The sequence below is a fragment of the Peptostreptococcus sp. D1 genome (assembly GCF_900112955.1).
Classification (GTDB): domain Bacteria; phylum Bacillota; class Clostridia; order Peptostreptococcales; family Peptostreptococcaceae; genus Peptostreptococcus.
In genome coordinates this window covers 14,751-39,510 of sequence record NZ_FONP01000006.1, presented here as the reverse complement: position 1 = coordinate 39,510, position 24,760 = coordinate 14,751, and the positions used below count along the sequence as shown (strand labels likewise).

The window sequence follows — 24,760 nt, the reverse complement described above, 5'->3', positions numbered from 1 at the left end:
CTAGATTCTATTGATTGCTTCTAATTTTACATTCATATCTATATCTGTATATACAATTTCAGTGACATCCTTTCCTTGATGTCCTACAATCTGTTTGATAATTCTGTCATCTACACCAGCCTCAGTAAGCTTGGATATAGTTGTATATCTAGTGCAATGTGGAGTGTGCTTAATTCCCAAGGCTGACATTATTCTTTTCCAATGAGTGTGATAAAATTTATCGTAAGTCATTTTTTTACCATCATGTGTGCATATTAAATATTCGGAGTCCCTAGTCATCCAATACTGAAAAAATGGAAGTGCCTTGTCTGGAATTGGTACATACCTAATACCTGCTTTGGTTTTAGATTTAGGAATATAGTACCATTTTTCTTTTAGGTTTACATTTGTCTTTTTAGCTTCTAGTAACTCACTTACTCTCGCTCCTGTATAAAGCAGCATAAGAACTACTGTATAGTAGATGTCATTGTCTTTGGATTTCCAGACCTTTTTGATTTCGGTATCATTGAATCTAGATCTTTTATAGGCATTTGGATTACCTGGCTTGGATATGTCCAAGTACCTGACTTTTTCTCTTTTTTCAGTAGGAACTATGTCATGAATTACGGCATAGTCATACATCATGCCAAACATAATTTTTAATTTTTTGAGCGTGGGAGTATTTTTTCCCGAAGTGTCGACTACTTTTTGCAAGTGATCAAGACGTATTTCGGCAAAGGGCATATTCTTGATAGATTCACATAATTTAAAGGCTGCTTTGTAGCCATTAATATTCGACTGGGATATATTTTCAAAGTGTATATCAGACCATTTGTTATAAACTCCCTCGAATGTAAGCAATCTTATGCCAATATCGTATGGACTCTCGTTGTAGTTGGCTAGGGCTTGCATGGCTTCACTTCTAGTAGCATAATATCCCACAAATTCATAGATAGGCTTGGTCTTACTTGTATCTCTATCAAAATCCCAACCTACAGTTTTACGTACTGCCCATGGTTTTCTGCGATTGCCTGACAACTTGTATATGCTACCATATCCATTAGGGTTCTTCATATATGTCAACACCTCCATATAACTCTTCTTTATCAATAATCACAATATTTGGCAATTTGTATAAATCAAGAACAGTGTCATCTTGTAAATCCAAGAATTGCATTTTGTTTTTTAGCGAGTATAAATATTCATACAGCATTTTATCCGTTGCACCAAGATAATCTGTCAACTCTTCAACACTTGTAGAAATGCGAAGATACTTTATCAAATCTTCTTCATTAATGAAATACTTACATCCCCACAGAAATGCTTTATGCTCACTTTTATCTATGTTAAGTTTTTTTAATGATGTGTCAGGAACAATAAATGTATCTCCAGATGATGTGGCATAATGTCCGCACTCTTCGGCTAGTATTTCAATTTGTTCATTTTTACTTCTCTTTTCAAAATCAGGGTGTAGAAGTATTATATTTTTATTTTCAATGCAACAGTATAATGCTGCCTTGTCATATTTTTTTAAAAATTCACATTCATCAATGATAATATTGTTTTCCTCTATATATTTACTAATTTTATCTATCATTAATTCCTCCCACTTGAAATGAATTATTTTTGAATAGGTGTAAAAATAGGCAGAATACTATTAAATCCTGCCTTTAGATTTTATTTGAAAAATATTCTCAAGGCTATTTGCCTTTAATAGTGTTTTGGGTGTAAATGATGTTTTGTTTACATATGAATATGTGATGTAAAGTGCAAAAATACAGCTACATATAAATAAGAAAGGGTACTGTATTCCATATCCAAGTAGTATTTACAAATGTCTTTGAACTACCTAAATTGTAGAGCAGCAAATTTTCAGGTGTGTTTTAATCGATATCATTTTTTTAAAAACAGATTCAATTAATAACCAACTGTTGCAAACTATACATTATTTTATGTTATGTTTTGCGTTTTTTCTTTAGCATTAAGTGATCCAGGAATAAAAGGCGATATTCTGAGAAGGGGACTATATGCTATTATGTTAGTGGCATCAGGAACTTACGCTGTGGATGAAATAAAGAATAAAATAAAAAAATAAAGTCTAAAATAAAATTATTAAAATTGAGGGGCAATAGCCCCTCTAATTTTTTGTGAAAAAAGAATATCCTCGAAATGCTATTCTTAGCAACTGAAATGAATAGCATTATAACTATCCTAACTCCAGTATATCAATGTATGCTGAGGTTTTTTCATATACAAAAACCCGTATACTCTTATTATTAATAGAGTATATGAGCCTTTTAATTTTATATATTATCCCAAGATTTCTTCAACTATTGGTATAGGATCCACCTTATTATCTGTAAATGAGAATGTTTTATAGAAGCTTTCTATCCATTCCTGCTTTAATTCTTCGTCATGGTAAACAGTGCAAAGTAGGTCTCCAGTTTTTATTTTGTCACCCTTTTTAGAATTCATTCTCAAGCCGACTGCGTAGTTTATTGAGTCTTCCTTTGTTGCTCTACCAGCACCAAGATACATTGCAAGTATTCCCAGTTGCTGAGAGTGAATATGCTCAACATATCCAGCTTTTCTAGATTTCATTTCAGTTACAAATTTTGCCTGTGGAAGAAGCTTTGTGTTTTTGATCTGCTCTATATTTCCGCCTTGGTATTCAACCATCTGAAGCAGTTTTTCAAATGCTTTTCCAGAAGAGATTGCCTCTTGAAGCATTTTTCTTGCTTCTTCTTTAGAATTTGCTATTTTTCCCTGCATAAGCATTATTTCGCCAGCGCACATACAAAGCTCTGTAAAGTCTTTTGGACCATTTCCCTTTACTGTTTCGATTGCTTCTTCAACTTCTAGTGCATTTCCGATTGTATTTCCTAATGGCTGATTCATATCTGTAATCATCGCCATTGTGTTTCTTCCTAGTCTATTTCCTATGGAAATCATGGCATTAGCAAGAGTTTTTGCATCTTCGATTGTCTGCATGAAAGCACCTTCACCATATTTCACATCTAGCAAAATAGTGTTTGAGCCAGATGCAAGCTTTTTGGACATGATGGAGGATGCTATCAGTGGAATAGAGTTTACTGTTGCTGTTACGTCTCTAAGTGCATATAACTTTTTGTCAGCAGGCACTAATTCACCAGTTTGACCAATTATTGAAAGTCCGATTTCGCTAACCTGTTTCTTGAATTGATCCTCAGTAAGGAATATATTGAAGCCTTCTATAGATTCTAGCTTATCCAATGTACCACCAGTATGTCCAAGTCCTCTTCCTGACATTTTTGCAACCTTTAAGCCGCAAGCTGCAACCATAGCTCCAAGTGCCAAGGAGGTTTTATCGCCAACGCCACCAGTGGAATGCTTGTCAGATTTAATACCTGGGATATCTGATAAATCAAGGACATCTCCGCTATTCATCATTGCTTCAGCAAGCTTTGCTGTTTCTTTTTCATCCATTCCATTCAATACTATTGCCATTAATAGTGAGCTAGTCTGATAGTCAGGTATTGTGTCGTTTGTTACACCATCAATCCAAAATTGAATTTCTTCATCAGTCAAAGCCAGTTTATTTTTTTTCTTCTCAATAATCTCTAAAAATCTCATAATTTGCCTCTTTCTAAAAATTTAAATTTACATATTAATGTTTTAACATATATAGATAGTAGCTATGTTTTTTTATTTATTTTCGATATAATCGAATCTATGTAGAATAGTTAGGATTCTGAAATGGTTATATCAGCATTAATAATCCAACTATTAGTGCTGATAATAAACTAACTGAGAATCCGCCTATCATTCCTCTGACTCCAAGTTTGGCAAGAGTAGATTTTTTTTCTGGACAAAGTATAGAAATACCAGAAACACACATACCTATACTTCCTACATTAGCGAATCCAGCTAATGAGATACAAAGCATAAGAGCTGTTCTCTGATCCATTCCAGCTAAGATTGGAGCAAGCTTTCCATATGCTACGAATTCATTTAAAACAAGCTTTGAGCCTAATAGTTCACCTGCTTTTAATATATTTCCACCATCAAGTCCCATCATATAACCGATTGGTGCGAATATATATGATAAAATTCCTTCAAGTGATAGACCAAAGTTACCCAAAATACCGTTGATAAGTGCAACTATTGAAATTATGGCGATAAGTGCAGCACCAATTGCCATTGCCATCTGCATACCATCCATTGCGCCTGCAGAAAGTGCATCGATTACATTTTCATTATTACCTTTTCTGTCCATTTTGACTTCATCAATTTCGTTGACTTTATCTGACTGAGGACATACAATCTTTGAAATGATTATTGAGCCTACGGGTACTAGAGTAGATGCAATAAGTAATGATTCCATTGGTATACCTAATGCAACGTATCCAGCTATGATACTAACTGACATACTTCCCATACCAGAAACTAAAACTAACATTATTTCACTATCAGTCATTAAATTAAGATATTTGCTTACTAATATCGGAGAGTCAGTTTGACCTAAGAACATATTTGCAACTGCAACGAAGCTTTCTACCTCAGAAGTTTTAAATGCTTTTCCAAGAACCCAGCCTATTTTTGAAACTATAAATCCTAAAATTCCTAAATAATACAACATTCCTACTAACGCAGAGATAAACACTATATTACCCAAGGTCTGGAATGCGAAAATAAATCCTGTTGGTGCGCTAGACAGACCAAGAGATCCGAAAACAAACTGTATTCCCTCGCTACCGTAACCTAATACCTTTGCAACTGCGTCACTTACGCTCGAAATGACACCTCTACCGGCTGGAAGCTTTACGATAAGTGCTGCGATAATAAATTGTACAATCAAAGCCTTTATTATTTGCTTTTTGTCGATGGCTTTTCTATTGTACGATATGGCAAACATTAATGCCAAGATAACAATAATTCCTAAAATGTTTAATAAAATTTTCATATGTCCTCCTAGTTTTTGACTATTTTATTTAGAAAACTATTTCCACAAAAATCACCTTTTGTAGACAAAATTTCTGAGATTGTTTTTGCGATGTCGGAAAAACTATCTCTAGTTCCAAGATTTACTCCTGGTTTGATGATGTCTCCATAAATCATCATTGGTACGTACTCTCTTGAATGATCTGTACTAGGTGTTGATGGATCACAGCCATGATCAGCTGTAACAATCAGAACATCATCCTTATTCATTTTTTTTATCATTTTTTCAAGCTGAATATCGAACTCAGTTGCAGCATTTGCGTATCCATCCACATCGTTTCTGTGACCATATTTCATATCGAAATCAACAAGATTGACAAAGCATAGACCTTCAAAATCTTCGTCCATCAAGCTCAAAGTTATATTCATGCCATCAGAATTATCTTTCATTTTGTATGTTTTTTGTATTCCCTTACCGGCAAAAATATCAAAAATCTTTCCAACTCCAATTGTCTGATATCCATTTTCTATTAGTTCGTCCATGATTGTCTTTGATGGAGGTAGTAGAGAGTAGTCATGTCTGTTTGATGTTCTAGTAAAATTACCAGCATAGCCAACAAAAGGTCTGGCAATTACTCTTCCAACACCAAGTTTATCGCCTTTTAGCATTTCTCTAGCAGTTTCACAGTAGCTATACAATTCATTTAGAGGAATAATTTCCTCATGAGCCGCAATCTGAAAAACTGAATCTGCTGAAGTGTAGACTATCAAGTCACCAGAGTTAATGTGTTGCTCACCAAAATCTCTGATAACATCAGTTCCAGAATATGGTTTGTTGCAAAGACAACCTCTTCCAACTCTTTTAGAAAATTCCTCTAAAAAATAATTTGGAAAGCCATCTGGAAAGGTTGGTAGTGACTTTTTCGAAATTATCCCGGATATTTCCCAATGACCGATTGTTGTATCTTTTCCATTAGAAGCTTCTGCTAATCTTGCAAAGCTACCTATTGGATCCTTTGTTGCCATATTGAGCTCTTGTACACCTTCGATATTAAAAAGTCCCATTTTCTGCAACCAAGGAGTGTTATATTTTTCAGATTTAGATATTGCTGAAAGTGTATTACTACCTTTATCTCCATATTTTTCTGCATCAGGCATTTCTCCAATTCCAAAGCTATCTAATACAATCAGAAAAACTCTTTTTACTTTATTTCTTTTCATAATTCATCCTTTAATAATTGTAAGTTTTTAATATCCTAAATCGTTTTTTTCTCCTTTTAGCATGCTGACTGCCGAGCTAGTGCCTATTCTTGAGCATCCGGCATCAATAAATGCTTCTAGGTCGTCGATACTTTTTACACCACCTGCAGCCTTGATTTTCACCTCTGATCCGATGTGTTTTTTGAACAATAAAATGTCTTCCATTGTTGCACCACCAGTACCGAATCCTGTAGAAGTTTTAATATAGTCAGCTTTTGCATTTGTCACAGCCTTACACATTTCTATTTTTTCTTTTTCAGTAAGATAACAGGTTTCTACAATTACTTTCAAAATTTTGTTTCCACAAGCTTTTTTCAATTCGCATATTTCAGATTCTACTTTTTTGTAATCTCCATTTTTTACATCTGAGATGTTGAGCACCATATCTATTTCATTTGCACCATCCTCTAATGCATTTTTTACTTCTAACAGCTTTGATTCGGTAGAGTTATATCCCAAAGGAAAACCAACTACCGTACAAATGTTTATCTTTGTATTATAGCGTTCATGCACTCTTTTGATGTATGTTTGTGGAATACAAACCGATGCAGTTTTGAATTTGACAGCTTCATCACACAATTTTACGATGTCTTCCCATGTTGAATATGCCTTTAGAAGCGTGTGGTCAATATGACTTAGTATAAATTCTTTTTCCATTATTACTCCTTTCAAATAAGTTAGATTTTTGTTTTTTTATGTTCTTTCTCGAACATTTTAGCTCTATGACTATAATAATACACTTGAAAATATTTTTTGTCAATAATTTTGTTAATTATCAATCAAAAATAGATTGTATTTTCTCAAAAAACATTAAAAATGTTATAATTAAATCATAAAATAGAATGTTTTTATAGATTTTTTTAAAAAGTAACAAAAAATACCTTTATATTTAGATTTTTTTTTGATATTATGATATAATTATCTAAAATTGATTTTATACACAGGAGCGGGGGTGGCATTTTGTCTAAAAAAGAAGATAGAATTAATAATATAATATCTATTTTGAAAAGTTCAAATGGTTCATCAGTAAAAGATTTGGCTAATGAACTAAATGTATCTGAAATGACAATTAGAAGAGATTTAAAAACTCTTGAAGAGAAAAATATAATAGATAATTTTTATGGTGCAGCTGTTTTTAATCCCAGAGAAGACAATCCAGTAAATAAATCTGACGAGCTTTCATATAGTATAAGTATAAACTCTCATAAAATGGAATATCAAAAGAACTGTATTGGAAAAAAAGCAGCTGAATTTGTGTGTGAAAATGATGTTATTGTGATTGATACGGGAACTACAACTGAAAAATTAACCCAAAACATAGATAACGAGTTGAGCTTTACGGCGTTGGTGTTTAGTGCAAATAACCTTATTCACCTTCTTGGAAAGCCAAATGCAGAAATAATTGTATCTGGAGGGAAATTCCATAGAGATACAGGAATGTTTGAGCCATCAATAGACATGGAGCTTGTAAAGAATACGAGGACTAATAAATTGTTTTTGTCGGCTGCGGGAGTTCACGAAAAGCTAGGCATAACATGTGCATACTCCTATGAAATATTGCTGAAAAAAGAGGTGATTAGTAATTCACTAGAAGTTTTTTTGCTGGTGGATTCCTCCAAGCTTGGGAATGTGGCATCTGCTTTTATATGTGAGCTTGATTACATAGATAATATTATCACCGACAGAGGAATCAGTGATGAGTGGATGGAAATTATAAATAAAATGGGGATAAATTTAATTATAGCAGAGTAATAGAATATGTTATAATAGCGATTTTTTTGGTATAATAATAAAAAGATTATAAAAAAGACTGCATGGTAGATTCATATCGTGAAATAGTAGTTTATGAAGGAGGTCATGTATTATGAAATTTGAGTATCTAAGGAAAACAGATCAAGAAGTTTATGAAACTTTAGTCAAAGAATATGATAGGCAACAGAGAAATATTGAATTGATAGCTTCTGAAAATATTGTATCCAATGCTGTTATGGAAACTATGGGAAGCTATTTCACAAATAAGTATGCAGAAGGGTATCCTTCTAAAAGATATTATGGTGGTTGTCAATATGTCGATGAGTTAGAAAATCTTGCAATAGAAAGATTGAAAAGAATTTTTGGTGCTGAGCATGCCAATGTTCAACCTCATTCTGGATCACAAGCAAATCAAGCAGTGTATTTTGCTGTATTGGATTATGGAGATAAGGTTTTGGGCATGGATTTGTCTCAGGGTGGTCATTTGACACATGGTTCTCCAGTAAATATGTCTGGTGTCAACTACAATTTTATAGCTTATGGAGTAAATCCAGACACTGAAATGATAGACTATGACAGATTGAGAGAAATAGCTCTTATAGAAAAACCAAGGCTGATAGTAGCTGGAGCTAGTGCTTATCCAAGGGAGATTGATTTCAAGAAAATTTCTGATATTGCAAGGGAAGTGAATGCATATTTTATGGTGGATATGGCTCATATTGCAGGCTTGGTTGCTGCTGGATTACATAATAATCCAGTCGAATTTGCCGATTTTGTGACTAGTACTACTCATAAAACCTTGAGAGGACCAAGAGGTGGAATAATCCTTTGTAAGGAAAAATATGCAAAAAAAATTGATAAGGCAATTTTTCCTGGAATTCAAGGTGGTCCTCTGGAACACATCATTGCGGCAAAGGCAGTGTGTTTCAAGGAAGCTCTACAGAATGATTTCATAGAATATCAGAAAAATATCGTTGAAAATGCTTCCATCCTAGCTGATGAGTTGAAAAAGAGAGGCTTTGACTTGGTTTCAGGAGGAACAGATAATCATTTGATACTGCTGAATCTAGTTTCAAAGAAAATGACTGGAAAAGAGGCTGAAACTCTTTTGGACGAGGCGTATATAACTGTGAATAAAAACTCTATACCATTTGATAAAGCAAGCTTTGTAGAAACTAGTGGAATTAGAATTGGTACACCTGCTGTCACATCAAGAGGTATGAATGGAAATGATATGATAAAAATTGCTGAGGCTATCGATTTAGTAATAACTCATAGAGATATAGAAGCTGCGCAGAAAATTGTTGTGGAATTAACTGAGAAATATCCATTGCCAAAATTTGAAAAATAGAAGCAATTATATTATTTGTTTTTCAAATTTAAAATAGTTGATATTAGAATAATAAATATTAATTTTTTTTAGTTAAAAGTATGATAAAATAGAGTGGGAGAATTTAATTTCTCACTCTATTATTTTTGGGGGAAGTATGAATAAGAGCATGAAGTTGGACGAGGCTATTAATCTTATAAAAGACGGTGATACAGTTGCACTGTCTGGTTTTATGTTGGCGACTGCAGCTAGAGAAATAATGGTGGGCATTGGTAAAAGGTTTAAAAATACTGGAAGTCCCAGAGGTTTAACTATTTATCAAGGTGCTGGAATAGGAAATAACAGAGATCAAGGGGTATGTGAAATGAGCTATCCGGGTTTGATAAGGAGATATGTTACAGCACACTTTGCAAATAATCAGCCAATGATAAAAATGGCACTGAACAATGAGGTTGAGGCATATAATTTTCCTCAGGGCGTAATATCCCATCTGTATAGACAAGCGGCGGGGAAAAAGCCTTTTGAAATAACAAGGATAGGCTTGAATACATATTGCGATCCGAGACTTAAGGGTGGAAAGGTAAACGAAGCTGCAAAGGAAGATTTGGTGGAGCTGATATATATTGACGATGTTGAATATCTAAAGTATAAGGTTCCTAAGTATGATATAGGCATAATAAGAGGTACGACCGCAGATGAGCATGGAAATATTACCATGGAAGACGAGTCTTCAATAATAGATTCATTGGATATTGCAATGGCGGTTAAGGCTAGTGGAGGAAAGGTTATTGTTCAGGTAAAAAACATTGTGTCCTCTGAATCGATCAATAGAAAAGATGTTGTAATTCCAGGTGTGTTTGTGGATGCTGTCGTCATATCTGAGGAGCCAGAGATATATCATAGACAGACACCAGGAACTTTTTATAGTCCAGTTATTGCAGGAAAATATAACTCCAATGAATTTTCAATATCAGGTATGATTTTTGATGAGAGAAAAATAATTGCGAGGAGAGCTATAGAGGAATTGAAAAGTGGATCTGTTGTCAATTTGGGAATTGGAATACCGGAGGCTGTATCTTCTGCAGCAGTAGAAGCAGGAATTTCCGATATAGTTTTGACAGTTGAAAGCGGGCTTATCGGAGGAATACCTTTGGGAGGATCAAATTTTGGTTCCGCTGTAAATGCATGGGCAGCTTTACCTATGGCATCTCAGTTTGATTTTTATAATAGTGGTGGCTTGGATAAATCTTTTTTGGGATTCGCACAAATTGATTTCAATGGAAATATTAATGTGAGTAGGTTTGGAGATAGAATTGGTGGCTGTGGAGGATTTATTGATATAACACAATCGACAAAGAATATTGTATTTTGTGGAACGATGACCTCCAATGGATTGAAGACGAAATTTGAAAATGGAAAGCTTGTAATATTGAGTGAAGGCAAGACTAAAAAATTTAAAAATAGTATTGATGAAATAACATTTAGTGCACATCAGAGTAGGATCAATGGACAAAATATTATTTTGGTTACTGAGAGATGTGTGTTCAAATATGATGAAGAAGGATTAATCTTAATTGAGGTCGCTCCAGGAATTGATATAGAAAGTGAGATATTCGGTGTAATGGATTTCAGAACAAGAGTATCAGAAAATCTGAAGTTGATGGATAAAAGGATTTTTGATAAATAAATAAGAAAATAAATTAGATAATAGAATATTGGCTAAAGTATAAAATTAGGTATAAAACAAGTGCTTTGTATAATTAAAAAAACATTATAAAATTGAATATTAAGGAAAAGGTATTATTGAGAAAATAATTTCGAATATGGGAGTAAATTTGATAAATGTATTAGCATAGTATTCGTAGCAACAATAGGTATTTGTGTTGCTTTTTCATCAATAAGCGCGTTTATTTATCAAGGACTATTTGTGCTGTTAGTGACAATTATCAGTAGATACTCAGGTAATCCAGCCATTGCACTGTTAGTAGTATAGGAGGTATTGCGATTTTGGATATAGCAGTAAATTTGGTATTGGACAAAAATATAAGGGTTGCAAATATTGCACCAGCTGTATTTGTACCTATGATATTGTCTATTTTTGGAATAATTTAATAAGATATTTAGGAGGGGTTTAATTGAGGCATTTATTTAGAGTATATCTTGAGTTTATTAGAAGCTTTTTTTCCAATTTGGCTCAATTTATAAAATATCAGCTCGTGACAAAATCTATATTATCTATGATAATAATTCCTTCATATGGGTTGATAAGCGGATTTTTGATAAAAAGCAAGGGTTATAATTTACTTAGTAATGGAGACATATTAAATTTTCTGTTTTCAGCCAGGGGATTTATTTTTCTTATCATGATGTTTTTTACTGTTATGGTTGAAATAATATTAGAAATCAGTGGGTATATTGCGATAAGTTCGAAAATTGAAGATAAGCAAAGTGAGTCGGGATATTTTGATTTATTGAAGTATAACTGGAATCTGCTTCCAAGGATGATGTCTTTTGGTGGTGTCATGATAATAATATACTTGTTAATACTTGCACCACTAAGTGGGTTTGGATTAAAGCTTTCTTTCTTGAAGGGCTTTTATATCCCAAATTTCGTGATGAGTGTGATACAGACAAATATCACTTTTAAAGTAATATACTACATAATTATAGGTATCGTGTTTTTATCAAGCGTATTTATGGTATTCACATTCCATTTTATGATTATTTGTGGACAGAATTCAACGAAGGCTATCAAGTCGAGCTTTGAATTAGTTGTAAAAAATAAAAAGAAGTTTTTTGTTGATATTGTTGGAATAACCATTATAAATACAGTAGTAATAGCCTTGGTATTGTTCATTTGGATTTTTGCACTGATGTTATTTTTTAAATCATCAAGTGGATTTTTTGGGAAATCATTGGCGATGCTTTTGCTTCAGCTTCATAGTATAGTGATATTATTGATATCTATGCTAGTGGTTCCGTTTGAATGTCTACATTTTACGAAGATATTCTACCAATTAGTTCCGAATGAAGATCGAATATTTGTACAGATAAAAGAAAAAAAGAAGAAATCTATTTTGGACAAATTATTTATGCGAAAAAAAACCTTTATAGCTATTTGTCTAGTAGTTTTTGTTCCTATATCAGTTTTTCTTGCGGTATTTACAAGGGAATTTCTTGGGTACAACAGTCAAATCATGATAATGGGGCATAGAGGTTTTGGCGATGGAGTACCAGAAAACAGTATTAGTTCGATAAAAAAATCTATATCAGAAAAAATAGACTATATTGAAATAGATGTTCAAAGAACCAAGGATAGGTCGTATGTACTAAATCACGATAAAAATTTTGCAAGAGTTGCCAGCTCTAATAATACTTTCATAAATGAAGAGGTTTTGGATTTGACATATGACCAAATCAAGGAAATAAGAATTGGCAAAGGATTTGGAGATAAATACAAGAATGAAAAGGTTCCAACCATTGAAGAGGTATTGGAGCTATGCAAGGATAAAATAGGAATAAACTTGGAGCTAAAAGGTAATGTCGATCAAAGGATGATGGATGACCTAATGAATATTGTCGATAAGAAAGGCATGAAAGCTCAGGTGATTTTTACATCTTTGACAAAATCAAATGTCGAATATATTGAAAATAAGGACATAACTTTTAATACAGGCTTGATTAATTATTTAAAAATAGGTGACTATACAAATATCAATGTAGACTATTTTATGTTGGAGGAAAATGAGATTACTGACAAGAATGTTGATTCAATACATGAAATTGGGAAAAAGGTAATTGCTTGGACTGTAAACTCAGAGGAGTCCATTGAAAATATGACAAAGCTGGAGATTGATGGAGTTATCACTGACAATCCACTTGATGTAAAAAATAAGCTAAAGGAAAATGCAGAGTTAACAGAAAATGAATTAATAGTATCCAGATTTTTAGATTTACTAAATTTTAAGTAAATTTGGAGTGACAAAACATAAAAGCAAATAGCTATAGATGTTTTTATATCAATAGTTATTTGCTTTTAATATATCTATAAGTTATGTAGAAATACGAGAAATAATAAAATTATTTAAAATTTCTTATATCTTTCCTTATATCTTTTCATGACTTTATTTTTCTATCAGGTGGTTAATCTATTTTTTCGCAGGTAGATCCATTTCTACAAGGCTCTATTTTTTTTACTTTTCCTGCAATGCCTAGCATATTTCTTGTTTCTTGTAGTGATTCGCTGACTCTTTCGGCATCTGCTTTGTCACAAAATGCGATTACTGTTGATCCAGCTCCGCTTAAAGCAAATCCAAATGCTCCTGAATCTAATGCGGATTTTTTTAGCTCATCAAATCCGAGTATCAATGATTTTCTATATGGTTCATGAATTACATCATTCATAGTCTTAGATATGATATTTGTATCACCAGTCATAAATCCCATAATCATCAGTGTCAAATTAGACATATTATGAACGACATCCTTTATTTCAAAAGATTTTGGAACAACACTTCTTGAACTGCTTGTTGAAATTTCATAATCTGGTATAAACAATACACACATCAAGTCATCAAAAGGAGCTATGCTTTTGTATACAATTTCGCCACTATCTATTTTTGTCGAAACGATTAGATTACCCAAAAGTGCTGGAGCAACATTGTCAGGATGTCCCTCTATTTCAGTAGCTAATTCTAGAATAGAGTCCTTGGAAAGTGGAAAATCCATCAAGGCATTTGCAGAAAGCAACCCGCCTATAATGGCTGTTGCACTGGATCCCATTCCTCTTGCTAAGGGAACTCCATTTGTGATTTTAATATGGTATCCGCTTGGGTATTTTCCAATTTTTTCAAAAAGCTTGTTCATACAGTTTATTACGAGGTTATTTTCAATGGTTAATTTCTCTTTTTCTAAGCCATCCAATTCTATTACAATTTCGTCGGATAATTCACACTCAAAAACTGAGTATAGGGATAATGCCATTCCAAGCACATCATATCCTGGACCTAAATTTGCTGTTGTTGCTGGTACTGTGATTTTATACATAAGTGTCACCTATCTTTCTATTAATTTAAGAACTTCTTCCAAGGCTCCAGTAATGGATTTAGGCTTGCTTGCAAGACTCAAACAAGTATCTGGGTCCTTTAATCCATTTCCGGTCAAGATGGCTACCACTTTCGATCCTTTCTTTATATCTCCGTTTTCTACTGATTTTATTATTCCTGCAAGTGAAGCAGATGAGGCTGGCTCTGTAAATATTCCTTCTTGTGAGGATAGAAGCTTGTATGCTTGAAGAATTTCTTCGTCTGAAACAGCCTTTATAGTTCCTCCTGATTCATCTCTTGCCTTTAAGGCTTTTTCCCAAGATGCTGGGTTTCCAATTCTAATTGCAGTAGCGACAGTTTGAGGATCGGCAAATATCCTATTTTGAACGATAGGAGAGGCTCCCTCAGCTTGATAACCTTTCATAATTGGTAGCTTTGTAGATTTGCTATTTTGCTTGTACTCTTTGAAGCCTTTCCAATATGCAGTTATATTTCCAGCATTTCCGACCGGAATTGCCAAGTAGTCGGGTGCATCTCCAAGAGCATCGACAATCTCAAATGCTCCTGTTTTCTGACCCTCTAATCTAAATGGGTTTAAAGAATTGACAAGTGTTATTGGATGCGTTGTAGTAATCTCTTTTACCAGATTCAAAGCATCGTCAAAATTTCCTTGAATTGCTACTACGTTTGTTCCGTATTGAAGTGCCTGTGCAAGCTTTCCTAGTGCAACGTATCCATCTGGAATAAGTACGATTGAATTTAATCCATATCTTGCTCCATATGCGGCTGCAGAGGCAGAGGTATTGCCTGTGCTTGCACACATAATTGTATTTGAGCCACTTTCTAGTGCCTTTGCTATTGCCATTACCATACCACGGTCCTTGAATGAGCCTGTAGGATTGAGACCCTCATATTTAAAGTATAGGTCGATGCCCAAATCCCTACCTATGTTTTCACTTTTAATAAGAGGTGTGTTACCCTCGTACAAAGTTACCAATGGAGTGCTTTCATTTACTGGTAAATATTCTTTATATTGATTTAAAAGTCCTTTCCATGCCATATTATAACCCACTTTCTATTCTAATAGCTCTTATCAATATTAGCTCGCTTTCCAATTTTGATAATTTTTCGATTGTTTCATTGAATTTTTCCTCTACACAAGGCTCTGTAACTAAAACAAACTCATCTATTTGCTCATTTATGTTGTTTTCAATGAAGCTGTATTTATTTATTTCCTCAATCTCAATATTATTGTCTTCAAATAATTTCAATAATTTTGTACCTTCAATTTTACCAGCCTTAAATTGCAGTCTTAAATAATAAGAAAAATCTAGTGATTCTATTGGTAGTACGCTCTTGTGTTCAAATAAGTTGTATGCATATTCAGGCTTTGTACCATTTAATATCCTCTTTATAATTGTTATTATGTCGTTCACAACAGCTGAGCCCGTTGGTAGTGCACCAGCACCTCTACCATAAAACATCGTTTCTCCAACCATATCACCTTTAACGTATACTGAATTTAATTCATATTTAACTGATGATAGTGGATGGTCAAGTGGCAGCATTGTAGGATGAACCTTTGCTACTATTCCATCTTCTTTATTTTCTGCAACGGCAAGAAGCTTAATTCTATAGCCCAATTTTAATGCGTATTCGATGTCTTTCAATGTAATATTTGTAATTCCTGATACATAAACTTGATTTGTTGTGACCAAGCTATGGAAACCGATGCTTGCTAGAATCGCACATTTTCTCGCTGCGTCAAGACCATCTAAATCGGCACTTGGATCAGCTTCTAGAAATCCTAATCGCTTTGCATCTTCAATTATTTCTTCTAGTGATAATTTTTCGACTTCCATTCTTGTAAGAATATAATTTGTGGAACCATTTACTATCCCACTTATTTTTTTGATATTATTTCCAGTTAGAGCAAATTGTAATGATTTTAATATTGGAATTCCACCAGCAACAGCGGCTTCATAAAAGAAATGACAATTATTTTTCTTAGCTAATTCTGTTAATTCTTTTCCGTAGAGGGCAACCAAATCTTTATTGGCTGAAACTACATGTTTTTTGTTATTGAGTGCAGATTCAACAATTTTTTTTGCTTCATCTATACCACCCATAACTTCAACTACAATATCTATATCTGGATCTTTAAGAATGTCGTCAGGGTTCGTGGTCAACATGGAGGTATCAACGTCAATCGTTCTTTTTTTACCTAAATCTTTCACACATATTTTATTTGTCTGGATTTTGCAACCAATTTCTCGCTCAATGGTATCGCCGTTGGTTGTCAAAATATCCATGGTACCGGATCCGACTGTCCCTAGTCCAAATATTCCTAATTTTAATGCTTTCAAATTGCTACCTCCTTATTTGGTATATTCTCAAGCCTTCTGAAATTCGGAAAGCTTGAGTTATTTGATATTTTACCACTTTTTAAAGCTTATTACAATAAATAAATGCTATAATTTGATTATTTATTTTTTCTACAATTTTAATTACAGATAAGTATAATGTATATAATAATTTTCAAAATTATCTAAATATTATTTGTTATATTTGATTTTTTAGCAAATCTTCCAAGCTTTCTCTTTTTATGACAACCTTATCTTTGCCATCTCTTACAAATATAACTGCTGGTCTAGTCATTTGGTTGTAGTTTGATGCCATTGAGTAGTGGTAAGCTCCTGTGCAGCTTACAACGGCAATATCATTTATTTCAGGCTTTTGAATATATACGTCCTTTGCAATAATATCACCAGATTCACAGCACTTACCGACTATTGTTGCCAAATAGTTGGCTGAGGAATACATTTTATTTGCTATGGCGACCTCGTATTTTGCATCATACAAGGCAGTTCTTATATGATCGCTCATACCTCCATCGATGGAAACATAGTTTCTAACATTTGGAATTTCTTTGATAGTTCCAATCTTGTATAATGTGTATCCAGCTTCACCGACAATTGATCTACCAGGTTCAATCCAAATTTCAGGGATATCAAGTGCGAATTTTTCTGATGATGATTTTAGTGATTCAGCGATTTCATTTATAGCATCTTCAATTGGATATGACACATCTTCGACTGTATACCTAATTCCAAATCCACCTCCAATGTTTAGAACTTTCGCCGAAAAGCCTAGCTCCGATTTTAGAGTATTAAGCCAGGAGAATACCTTGTCAATTGCGTATCTTGTTCCTTCTGTTCCAAATATTTGGGAACCGATATGGAAATGGACACCCTGTAGAGAAATATTTTCTGTTTGTAATATTTTTTCGATTGCGATTTTAGCTTGACCATTGTCGATGTTTAGACCAAATTTTGAATCAGTATTTCCAGTCGTAATAAATTCATGAGTGTGAGCCTCGACACCTGGTGTAATTCTTAGTAGAGCTTTTATTTTTTTATTGTTGTTTTTTTTTGCAATTGCTTCAATCCTATCTATTTCGGAAAAGCTATCAATTACAAACAATCCTATATTTTTTTCAATAGCGTACATTATTTCCTGATCAGTTTTATTGTTTCCATGAAAATGCATATTCTCAGCAGGAAAATCTGCAGATAATGCATTATATATTTCTCCGATTGAAACGACATCTAGTCCAAGCTTTTCATCTTTTGCCAGCCTTGCCATTTCCTTGCACAAAAATGCCTTGCTTGCATATGAAATATGGTATTTTAAGCCTGTGCTTGATAGAGCATTGTGGAATCGTCTACACTGAGTTCTGATTAATTCTTCATCATAGACAAATAATGGTGTTCCGTGAGTTTTTACCAAATCTATAGAATCGCATCCGCCAATTGACAAAATGCCATTTTTTTCAATTTTTGCAGTTCCGTTTAATTTCATTTTACATCCTTTCAATTAATTTATTTTATATGTTGATTGACAATATTTTTGTTAATGTGATATTGTTGTAGTATGTAGAATATTTTCATGTTTTTAGGAGGGATATTTTATGAATAAGGATAAAAAAACAATACTAGGAATTTATATTATTGGATTAATAGCAGTAATCGTGTCAATATTATATAGATTCAATGTTCATGTTTACGATAGCTTCACTCTACATGTATTTATTTTATTATCGATTGCCATTGCAGCAATCTTATTTAACAATAGAATCGATAGCAATAATACATATCTCGTAAAGCATTATTCCGTATTGTCCATTCTAATAGCATTATCCATTAATATAATTTATCCATCAGTTTTTTTGGTACTAATAAGTGTAGGTCACTTATTTATTATTAATACATGGCTTTATATTAAAAAGTATATGATGGAAAAACAAATAGGTAAAGACAAAATAAGTGTATACAAAGATAAAGTAAAAATAGTATTTATGCTATATATTATCCCAAACATTTTGGTAAATCGATTTCATAATATGAAACTACGTTCTGTACTTTTATTTTTTATGTGTCTAGTGATATCATTCATTTTATATTATCATTATAAGAAAGAGCTGTATATTTCTGAATAAAAAATGAATGTGTTTTTTTAAGGAAAAATCCCAAGTCATGGTATATAATCAATTTAGATATATGCCATGACTTTTATTTTGTGTTTAATGTCAAACATACTAACTTAATTTAGCATCACCTAATATACTCAACTTCAAGAGTAGAGTAGTTGAGTGGACTCATTTGCTCAGAGCATGATCCTACTCCTTTTTTTGTAAATTCGTGTAATGGAAGCTCTTTGTTGTAGTAATATACAGTGTCGCCGACCTTTACGTCAGAATTTTCAATATTTACCCTTATTATTTTCTCTGATGCATCAAAACTATCTTCCATATACACGTATTCGTCAATTTTCACTACAGTATGGCTCATCATAAAAGAGACTAATTTGTATTTTTTATCATTAATTATTACATCATGACCTATACCGCGCTTTCTAAGTAGTCCATCTCCATAGCCGATATTCACAACTGCAACGAAAGTATTCTCTGCTGGAACAAATGATGAACAGTATCCAATGCTTTCTCCCGCAGATAGCTTAATTATTGAAATAACTTCTCCTGAAAGCTCAATGGAAGGTGTGATTTTGTCATTTTCATATCTGTCATGTGGATAGTATCCGTACAATAAAATACCGGGTCTGATATGCGTGTGATTAGGTAGGATGCCATCTCTTGAAAAAGCTGCACTGTTCTGGGAATGAATATAATTGAAGCTGTAATCCTTTGTGATATTTTTAAGAAGAGCAATCCATTCATCTCTTTCTTTTTCATAATTTTTTTCCTTGTCAAATGTATCTGCCCATGAAAAATGAGTCCATAAACCTTCTATTTTTATGCCTTTGGATTTTGCAAACTCAAGAATATTTCTAAGCTCTGCTTCGCTTCTACAGCCGGATCTTCTCATATACCCAGCCCATTCAATATGCCAAGATATATCTCTCATTTTCTCGTAGTTTTCTTGAATGTATTCGAATGAAGGGAGTGTAGCTGTAATACCATACTCTCTCATAAAATCGAATTCAGTATTTGGATTCACGCATAGTATATGGACATCTGAATATCTATCCCTAATAGCCTCACATTCTCTGATTGAGGTTGTAGCGAAAAATCTAATTCCACCTTTATAAAAGCTATCAGCTACCTTAGCTAGTCCAAGATTATATGCGTTGTTTTTTACCATTGCTATAACGCCACTATCTTTTTTTGTAGAAGTACGCTTGACATCTTCTAAAATATATTTTGCATTACTCTGAAGAGCTGATAGATTTATGGTCAATTTTGCTCCCTTCATATTTTATTCCTTTCCAAAGCTTTTAGCTATTTCTACAAAGTAATCGATACCAAATATTAGAGCTTCTTCACGTAGCTGAAGTGTTGGTGTATGTAATCCACTTGTATATCCCAGCTCGTCATTTTTAACACCGATAAAAGAGTAATTAATTGGAGAAATTTTACCAAAGAACGAAAAGTCTTCACCTAGAAGATAAGGGTCTTTTCTCGTGATGTGGCTTGCGTTTGCTATTTTCGCTGCATTGACAGATTTATCATACAAAATTTCTGAGTTGATTACTGCAGGATACCCAGCTCGTATTTCAGGTACTACTTCACATTTTGTGGATAGTGACACACCTTGACATATCTCACGAATCCTTTTTTCGATAATTGCAAAATCGTCTTTATCGTATGTTCTTATTGTACCCTCTAAAAATGCATTTTCAGGAACTGAGTTCATGACCTCTCCAGCTTTCATAATTCCAGTATGTATAATATTCGTATGGTTGCTATCCAAATCGTAAGTAGGGATTGCTTGTATTTGGCTATAAATTTGAATCGCAGCATTCAGCGCATTTATGCCTTCTTCTCTTTTTCCTACATGAGCAGCCTTTCCCTTTATATTTACTGTAAATTCATTACAGCTAGCCATTATAGGTCCTATCCTAGAGATTATTGTACCCTCATCATAATATGGATTAATATGAAGAGCAAAGGAACCTAGTATCTCATATTTGTCAAAATCATAGTTTTTTATCAAAAGGTTAGCGCCACCAAAGGATTCCTCAGATGGTTGGAAAATTGCTAGAATATTAATATTTAATTTTTTTGATTTAGATATTTCGGATAATTCGTTTATTGCACCCAATAATATAGTTGCATGAGCGTCATGACCACAAGCGTGCATGACCCCATCATTTTTTGAGCGAAATTCTATAGCATTCATTTCTTTGATAGGTAGAGCATCTATATCTGCTCTTAAAATAATGTATTTTTTGCCTTTTCCACTCAACTTTACCACTGTTGCCGTATCCATCGGAGCTTCGTATTCTAACCCCATTTTATCCAGCTCGTTGCGTATAAATTCTGTAGTCTTGTACTCTTTAAGAGACAGCTCAGGATTTTCGTGCAGAAATCTTCTCCAATTTTTTATCTGTTCTAATTTTGTAAATTTCATTTATATCACTTTTCTTCTTAAATATATAACCTTTATTCTAAGTATTTATAACTTTATTTTTATTTATTTAGTCCAAGCTTCTTAACGCTTCGACAATACTTATTTTTTCACTATTAACCTCGTCAGTTCTTTTTATTATTTTTGCCGGAACTCCAGCAACTACGCAGTTCTCTGGAACGTCCTCTGTTACAATCGCACCAGATGCGACTACTGAATTTTTTCCAACTCTAACACCTTCAAGAACAACTGCATTTGCTCCGATAAGTACGTTATCTTCTATAATAACAGGGTTTGCGTTTGCTGGCTCTATTACGCCGGCCAATACAGCTCCAGCTCCAACATGAACATTTTTTCCAGTTGTTGCACGTCCACCAAGGACAGCACCCATGTCGATCATTGTTCCTTCTCCAACTACCGCACCAATGTTTATTATTGCACCCATCATTACCACAGCATTGTCTTTGATAACAGCGTGCTCTCTGATAAATGCGCCTGGTTCGATTCTTGCATTGACAGCAGTTAAATCCATTAGTGGAATAGCACTATTACGTCTATCATTTTCAACTACGAAATCTACAATGCTTTCTCTATTATTTTCAAGTATTTCTTCCCATGTTTTTAAATCTGTAAAAAGGGCTTTTGAGTTCTCGTCTCCAAAATCCTTTACACCTACTGGCAAAGATATATTTTCCAAATTACCCTTAATATATACTTTTACGGGTGTAGTTTTTGTTGATGTTGCTATATAATTAATTATTTCTTCTGAAGTAAAGCTTCTTGACATATTATTCTCCTTATTTATTGATTATTATATTGTGTCGAAAGTATAGAATCCAGGTTTTTTACTGGATATATTTTCTGCCGCTTTAATTGCGCCATCAGCAAACAGCTTTTTTGACTGTGCTTTGTGTGTTATTTCAATAACCTCGTCAGTTCCAGCAAAAAGAACTTCATGTTCACCGACAATTGTTCCACCTCTAACAGCACTCATTCCTATTTCCATTTTATCTCTCTTATGTTCATCCTTAGATCTGTCATAGATAGGTAAGTATGTTTTTCCTGTGATATCTGAACTATCTTTTTTACTTGCTGTATATGAATTTTGTATTGCTTCAAGTAGCTTAACGGCTGTACCACTTGGAGCATCAATCTTCTTGTTGTGATGCTTTTCTATTATCTCTATATCGAATCCATCAGACAATAGAGGAGTTAAAAACTCAAGTGCTTTTGTCAATACGTGAACTCCATAGCTCATATTGGCACTGAAAAACACTGGGCAACTCTTTGATGCTTCGTCCATCAAATCCTGTAGCCTTTCTCTGGCACCAGTCGTTGCTACAACAATAGGAACCTTGTGAATAGAAGCTCCTTCAAGAAGTGGAGTAACATTGTCTGGGTGAGAAAAATCTATTATTACATCTGTAGAATGAATATTTTCAACCTTGTTATAAACAGGATATGGTGGGTTTTCTATTTCTTGAAGTGAAAATATGCCAGTTATTTCGTGCCCTTTCTCTATTGCAAGAGCTTCAACAATTTTTGACATTGTACCATATCCGCTCAAAATTATTTTCATTATTTTCCCTCCGATTAAAGGTTATTTTCATGCTTCAAGCATGAATTATATTCGGCAATTACATTATTTCTAACCTTTTCATTAGTTGGAATAAGCGGTAATCTAAAGTTTTCATCGCCATAGCCCATATATTTCAAGACAGCCTTCAATGGAGTAGGACTTACATCTGAGAATAGGGCAGAGATGAGAGGATTTAATGCATTTTGTAGATTTCTGCTACTTACGATATTTCCATTATCATATTGCTTGAAGATATTTATAAATGCTTTTGGTGTACAATTTGAAACAACACTTATTACTCCATTTCCACCATGAGTAAGAAAATCGAAAAAAGTACCATCATCACCACTATAAAGAACAAAATCAGAATCTTCACCTAACAAGGTTTTTAATTTCGCAAGGTACTTCATATCGCCAGTTGCATCCTTTAATGCGACTATATTTTTATGTTTTGCTAGTTTTACAACAGTTTCTGGTTGTATTGTCATTCCAGTACGACCAGGGACGTTGTATAGGATAATAGGAATATCAGCTACATCCGCAATTGCATAGTAGTGAGCGATTAAGCCTTGTTGACTTGTCTTATTATAGTATGGAGTAACAACCAATGCAAAATCTGCACCATTTTCTTTTGCCGAAATAGTCTGTTGAATTGCAGATTTAGTGTTATTCGCACCAGTTCCCAAAATAATCGGACAATCATACTTAGATCCTCTTAAAGATAGAGTCATCCTAAGAAGCTCTAATTTTTCATCTATTGTAAGGGTAGATCCTTCTCCCGTTGTTCCTGAAACAACCAATCCATTTATTCCACTTTCAAGCTGAAATTTTACCAGATTTTCATATGCTTTAAAATCTATATCTCCATTTGCCAACATTGGCGTTACAAGTGCGGTTGCAACTCCCGAAAATAGCTTTGTCATAACATTCTCCTTTTTTACAAGTACATTTTCTTGTTATTTGCTTGCTTCTATCATTTCTGCAATTTGAACTGCATTGCTAGCGGCTCCCTTTCTAATATTGTCTGCCACACACCAGATGTGGAATCCATTAGGTCTGGAGATATCCTTTCTTATTCTTCCTACTAAGACCTCGTCAATTCCTGTTGCGTTTATAGGCATTGGATACTCATTTTCTTGAACGTTATCCACCAAAATTACACCAGGAGCATTTTTTAATATTTCTCTTATTTCTTCAACAGTGGTTTCCTTTTTGAATTCCACATCAATTTCAACTGAATGCGAATTTAATACAGGAACTCTAACGCAAGTAGCCGAAATTCCGACAGAATCGTCCAGAGAGAGAATTTTCTTAGTTTCATTTACCATTTTCATCTCTTCTTTTGTATATCCATTATCAAGAAATACATCAATATGTGGCAACACATTGTTGTAAATTGGATGTGGATATTTCTTTGGCTCAATTCCTTCTTGTCCATTTAAAAGATCATCTATACCACCTTTACCAGAGCCAGAAACTGCCTGATAAGTTGTGTATTTAATATGTGATAGACCAAAAGCATCGTGAAGTGCTCTAAGAGGAACAACTGATTGAATTGTTGAGCAGTTAGGGTTTGCAATAATCCTTCTCTGAAGAGTCGGTTTATTACACTCCGGTACTATCAAATCAATTTCCGGATTCATCCTCCACGCACTAGAGTTGTCTATTACGATTACACCGTTTCTCTCTGCTATGGGAGCAAACTCTAGGGATGTGCTTCCTCCTGCCGAAAATAGTGCATAGTCAATATCTTTATCAAAAGAATTTTCATTTAATTCTTCTACTTCTATTTCAATATCTCTAAATTTTATTTTCTTTCCGGCTGATCTAGCAGAAGCCATTAGGTATAGTTTGTCAACCCTTAGCTCGCTTTCTGCTAATCTTTCTATCATTTTTGTTCCAACTACTCCTGTAGCCCCTACTATTGCAAATATTGCCATATTTTTTCTCCTTTCAAAGCTGATTGATT

At 33.7% G+C, this 24,760-nt stretch carries 22 protein-coding genes and 1 pseudogene; 7 read left to right on the top strand and 16 right to left on the bottom strand.

Going from position 1 to position 24,760, the window contains the following annotated elements:
- Positions 1 to 1,053 (bottom strand): tyrosine-type recombinase/integrase, encoded by a 1,053-nt coding sequence (locus BM120_RS05825; RefSeq protein ID WP_091994042.1) that lies wholly within the window; start codon positions 1,051 to 1,053, stop codon positions 1 to 3.
- Positions 1,040 to 1,576 carry a hypothetical protein gene (locus BM120_RS05820; RefSeq protein WP_091994041.1) on the bottom strand — a complete coding sequence of 179 codons (537 nt, stop codon included), beginning with the start codon at positions 1,574 to 1,576 and terminating at the stop codon, positions 1,040 to 1,042. Before BM120_RS05820 ends, BM120_RS05825 begins: the two co-directional genes overlap by 14 nt.
- A gap of 360 nt (positions 1,577 to 1,936) precedes the next feature.
- Between BM120_RS05820 and BM120_RS10875 the strand changes: the two genes are divergently transcribed.
- Positions 1,937 to 2,074, top strand: coding sequence for a hypothetical protein (locus BM120_RS10875; protein ID WP_177187385.1), 138 nt, complete (start codon positions 1,937 to 1,939; stop codon positions 2,072 to 2,074).
- Between the two features lie 215 nt (positions 2,075 to 2,289).
- On the opposite strand, the gene BM120_RS05815 is transcribed toward BM120_RS10875, so the two are convergent.
- The 4 genes from BM120_RS05815 to deoC all read right to left on the bottom strand — a co-directional run bounded on the left by BM120_RS05815 (position 2,290) and on the right by deoC (position 6,816).
- Positions 2,290 to 3,591, bottom strand: coding sequence for a pyrimidine-nucleoside phosphorylase (locus BM120_RS05815; RefSeq protein WP_091994039.1), 1,302 nt, complete (start codon positions 3,589 to 3,591; stop codon positions 2,290 to 2,292).
- Positions 3,592 to 3,718: 127 nt separating this feature from the next.
- A complete protein-coding gene (locus BM120_RS05810) occupies positions 3,719 to 4,921 on the bottom strand; it encodes a NupC/NupG family nucleoside CNT transporter (protein WP_091994038.1) in 1,203 nt (400 codons plus the stop codon).
- Positions 4,922 to 4,929: 8 nt separating this feature from the next.
- Positions 4,930 to 6,120, bottom strand: a complete 1,191-nt coding sequence (locus tag BM120_RS05805; RefSeq protein WP_091994036.1) for a phosphopentomutase — start codon at positions 6,118 to 6,120, stop codon at positions 4,930 to 4,932.
- Positions 6,121 to 6,147: 27 nt separating this feature from the next.
- Positions 6,148 to 6,816 carry a deoxyribose-phosphate aldolase gene (gene deoC, locus BM120_RS05800; RefSeq protein ID WP_091994034.1) on the bottom strand — a complete coding sequence of 223 codons (669 nt, stop codon included), beginning with the start codon at positions 6,814 to 6,816 and terminating at the stop codon, positions 6,148 to 6,150.
- A gap of 303 nt (positions 6,817 to 7,119) precedes the next feature.
- Between deoC and BM120_RS05795 the strand changes: the two genes are divergently transcribed.
- From BM120_RS05795 to BM120_RS05775, 5 genes and pseudogenes are all read left to right on the top strand, one after another.
- Positions 7,120 to 7,911, top strand: coding sequence for a DeoR/GlpR family DNA-binding transcription regulator (locus tag BM120_RS05795; RefSeq protein WP_091994032.1), 792 nt, complete (start codon positions 7,120 to 7,122; stop codon positions 7,909 to 7,911).
- 112 nt (positions 7,912 to 8,023) lie between these two features.
- Positions 8,024 to 9,262 carry a serine hydroxymethyltransferase gene (gene glyA / locus BM120_RS05790; protein WP_091994030.1) on the top strand — a complete coding sequence of 413 codons (1,239 nt, stop codon included), beginning with the start codon at positions 8,024 to 8,026 and terminating at the stop codon, positions 9,260 to 9,262.
- Positions 9,263 to 9,398: 136 nt separating this feature from the next.
- Positions 9,399 to 10,928, top strand: coding sequence for an acyl CoA:acetate/3-ketoacid CoA transferase (locus BM120_RS05785; protein WP_091994028.1), 1,530 nt, complete (start codon positions 9,399 to 9,401; stop codon positions 10,926 to 10,928).
- A gap of 159 nt (positions 10,929 to 11,087) precedes the next feature.
- Positions 11,088 to 11,353 (top strand): annotated as a pseudogene (locus BM120_RS11110) (DUF554 family protein).
- Positions 11,354 to 11,376: 23 nt separating this feature from the next.
- Entirely contained in the window at positions 11,377 to 13,212 is a 1,836-nt protein-coding gene (locus BM120_RS05775; protein WP_091994026.1) for a glycerophosphodiester phosphodiesterase family protein, read from the top strand.
- 172 nt (positions 13,213 to 13,384) lie between these two features.
- Here BM120_RS05775 and thrB read toward each other — a convergent pair whose 3' ends face one another.
- The 4 genes from thrB to lysA all read right to left on the bottom strand — a co-directional run bounded on the left by thrB (position 13,385) and on the right by lysA (position 18,147).
- Positions 13,385 to 14,287, bottom strand: a complete 903-nt coding sequence (thrB, locus tag BM120_RS05770; RefSeq protein WP_091994025.1) for a homoserine kinase — start codon at positions 14,285 to 14,287, stop codon at positions 13,385 to 13,387.
- Positions 14,288 to 14,296: 9 nt separating this feature from the next.
- Entirely contained in the window at positions 14,297 to 15,346 is a 1,050-nt protein-coding gene (gene thrC / locus BM120_RS05765) for a threonine synthase (RefSeq protein ID WP_091994023.1), read from the bottom strand.
- 1 nt (position 15,347) lies between these two features.
- Complete coding sequence (locus BM120_RS05760) at positions 15,348 to 16,652, bottom strand: homoserine dehydrogenase (protein ID WP_091994021.1); 1,305 nt, start codon at positions 16,650 to 16,652, stop codon at positions 15,348 to 15,350.
- A 196-nt stretch (positions 16,653 to 16,848) separates the two neighbouring features.
- Positions 16,849 to 18,147, bottom strand: a complete 1,299-nt coding sequence (gene lysA, locus BM120_RS05755; protein ID WP_091994019.1) for a diaminopimelate decarboxylase — start codon at positions 18,145 to 18,147, stop codon at positions 16,849 to 16,851.
- Positions 18,148 to 18,256: 109 nt separating this feature from the next.
- Here lysA and BM120_RS05750 point away from each other — a divergent pair, with 109 nt between their 5' ends.
- Complete coding sequence (locus tag BM120_RS05750; protein WP_091994017.1) at positions 18,257 to 18,784, top strand: hypothetical protein; 528 nt, start codon at positions 18,257 to 18,259, stop codon at positions 18,782 to 18,784.
- 115 nt (positions 18,785 to 18,899) lie between these two features.
- Here the strand turns inward: BM120_RS05750 and BM120_RS05745 are convergent, their stop codons facing one another.
- The 6 genes from BM120_RS05745 to BM120_RS05720 form a co-directional block, all read right to left on the bottom strand.
- Positions 18,900 to 20,057: an alanine racemase gene (locus tag BM120_RS05745; protein ID WP_091994015.1), complete on the bottom strand. Its 1,158-nt coding sequence runs from the start codon at positions 20,055 to 20,057 to the stop codon at positions 18,900 to 18,902.
- A gap of 3 nt (positions 20,058 to 20,060) precedes the next feature.
- On the bottom strand, positions 20,061 to 21,215 hold the full coding sequence (locus BM120_RS05740; protein ID WP_091994013.1) for a M20 metallopeptidase family protein: 1,155 nt from the start codon (positions 21,213 to 21,215) through the stop codon (positions 20,061 to 20,063).
- Between the two features lie 67 nt (positions 21,216 to 21,282).
- A complete protein-coding gene (dapD, locus tag BM120_RS05735) occupies positions 21,283 to 21,999 on the bottom strand; it encodes a 2,3,4,5-tetrahydropyridine-2,6-dicarboxylate N-acetyltransferase (protein WP_091994012.1) in 717 nt (238 codons plus the stop codon).
- Between the two features lie 24 nt (positions 22,000 to 22,023).
- Positions 22,024 to 22,791 (bottom strand): 4-hydroxy-tetrahydrodipicolinate reductase, encoded by a 768-nt coding sequence (dapB, locus tag BM120_RS05730; protein WP_091994010.1) that lies wholly within the window; start codon positions 22,789 to 22,791, stop codon positions 22,024 to 22,026.
- Between the two features lie 14 nt (positions 22,792 to 22,805).
- Positions 22,806 to 23,714 carry a 4-hydroxy-tetrahydrodipicolinate synthase gene (gene dapA / locus BM120_RS05725; protein WP_091994009.1) on the bottom strand — a complete coding sequence of 303 codons (909 nt, stop codon included), beginning with the start codon at positions 23,712 to 23,714 and terminating at the stop codon, positions 22,806 to 22,808.
- A 33-nt stretch (positions 23,715 to 23,747) separates the two neighbouring features.
- A complete protein-coding gene (locus tag BM120_RS05720) occupies positions 23,748 to 24,731 on the bottom strand; it encodes an aspartate-semialdehyde dehydrogenase (protein WP_091994007.1) in 984 nt (327 codons plus the stop codon).
- Positions 24,732 to 24,760: the final 29 nt, after the last annotated feature.

Bases quoted from the DNA above. Each gene is read 5' to 3' on its own strand.
- BM120_RS05825 (WP_091994042.1), bottom strand. From the start codon at position 1,053: ATGAAGAACCCTAATGGATATGGTAGCATATACAAGTTGTCAGGCAAT.
- BM120_RS05820 (WP_091994041.1), bottom strand. From the start codon at position 1,576: ATGATAGATAAAATTAGTAAATATATAGAGGAAAACAATATTATCATT.
- BM120_RS10875 (WP_177187385.1), top strand. From the start codon at position 1,937: ATGTTTTGCGTTTTTTCTTTAGCATTAAGTGATCCAGGAATAAAAGGC.
- BM120_RS05815 (WP_091994039.1), bottom strand. From the start codon at position 3,591: ATGAGATTTTTAGAGATTATTGAGAAGAAAAAAAATAAACTGGCTTTG.
- BM120_RS05810 (WP_091994038.1), bottom strand. From the start codon at position 4,921: ATGAAAATTTTATTAAACATTTTAGGAATTATTGTTATCTTGGCATTA.
- BM120_RS05805 (WP_091994036.1), bottom strand. From the start codon at position 6,120: ATGAAAAGAAATAAAGTAAAAAGAGTTTTTCTGATTGTATTAGATAGC.
- deoC (WP_091994034.1), bottom strand. From the start codon at position 6,816: ATGGAAAAAGAATTTATACTAAGTCATATTGACCACACGCTTCTAAAG.
- glyA (WP_091994030.1), top strand. From the start codon at position 8,024: ATGAAATTTGAGTATCTAAGGAAAACAGATCAAGAAGTTTATGAAACT.
- BM120_RS05785 (WP_091994028.1), top strand. From the start codon at position 9,399: ATGAATAAGAGCATGAAGTTGGACGAGGCTATTAATCTTATAAAAGAC.
- thrB (WP_091994025.1), bottom strand. From the start codon at position 14,287: ATGTATAAAATCACAGTACCAGCAACAACAGCAAATTTAGGTCCAGGA.
- thrC (WP_091994023.1), bottom strand. From the start codon at position 15,346: ATGGCATGGAAAGGACTTTTAAATCAATATAAAGAATATTTACCAGTA.
- lysA (WP_091994019.1), bottom strand. From the start codon at position 18,147: ATGAAATTAAACGGAACTGCAAAAATTGAAAAAAATGGCATTTTGTCA.
- BM120_RS05750 (WP_091994017.1), top strand. From the start codon at position 18,257: ATGAATAAGGATAAAAAAACAATACTAGGAATTTATATTATTGGATTA.
- BM120_RS05745 (WP_091994015.1), bottom strand. From the start codon at position 20,057: ATGAAGGGAGCAAAATTGACCATAAATCTATCAGCTCTTCAGAGTAAT.
- BM120_RS05740 (WP_091994013.1), bottom strand. From the start codon at position 21,215: ATGAAATTTACAAAATTAGAACAGATAAAAAATTGGAGAAGATTTCTG.
- dapD (WP_091994012.1), bottom strand. From the start codon at position 21,999: ATGTCAAGAAGCTTTACTTCAGAAGAAATAATTAATTATATAGCAACA.
- dapB (WP_091994010.1), bottom strand. From the start codon at position 22,791: ATGAAAATAATTTTGAGCGGATATGGTACAATGTCAAAAATTGTTGAA.
- dapA (WP_091994009.1), bottom strand. From the start codon at position 23,714: ATGACAAAGCTATTTTCGGGAGTTGCAACCGCACTTGTAACGCCAATG.
- BM120_RS05720 (WP_091994007.1), bottom strand. From the start codon at position 24,731: ATGGCAATATTTGCAATAGTAGGGGCTACAGGAGTAGTTGGAACAAAA.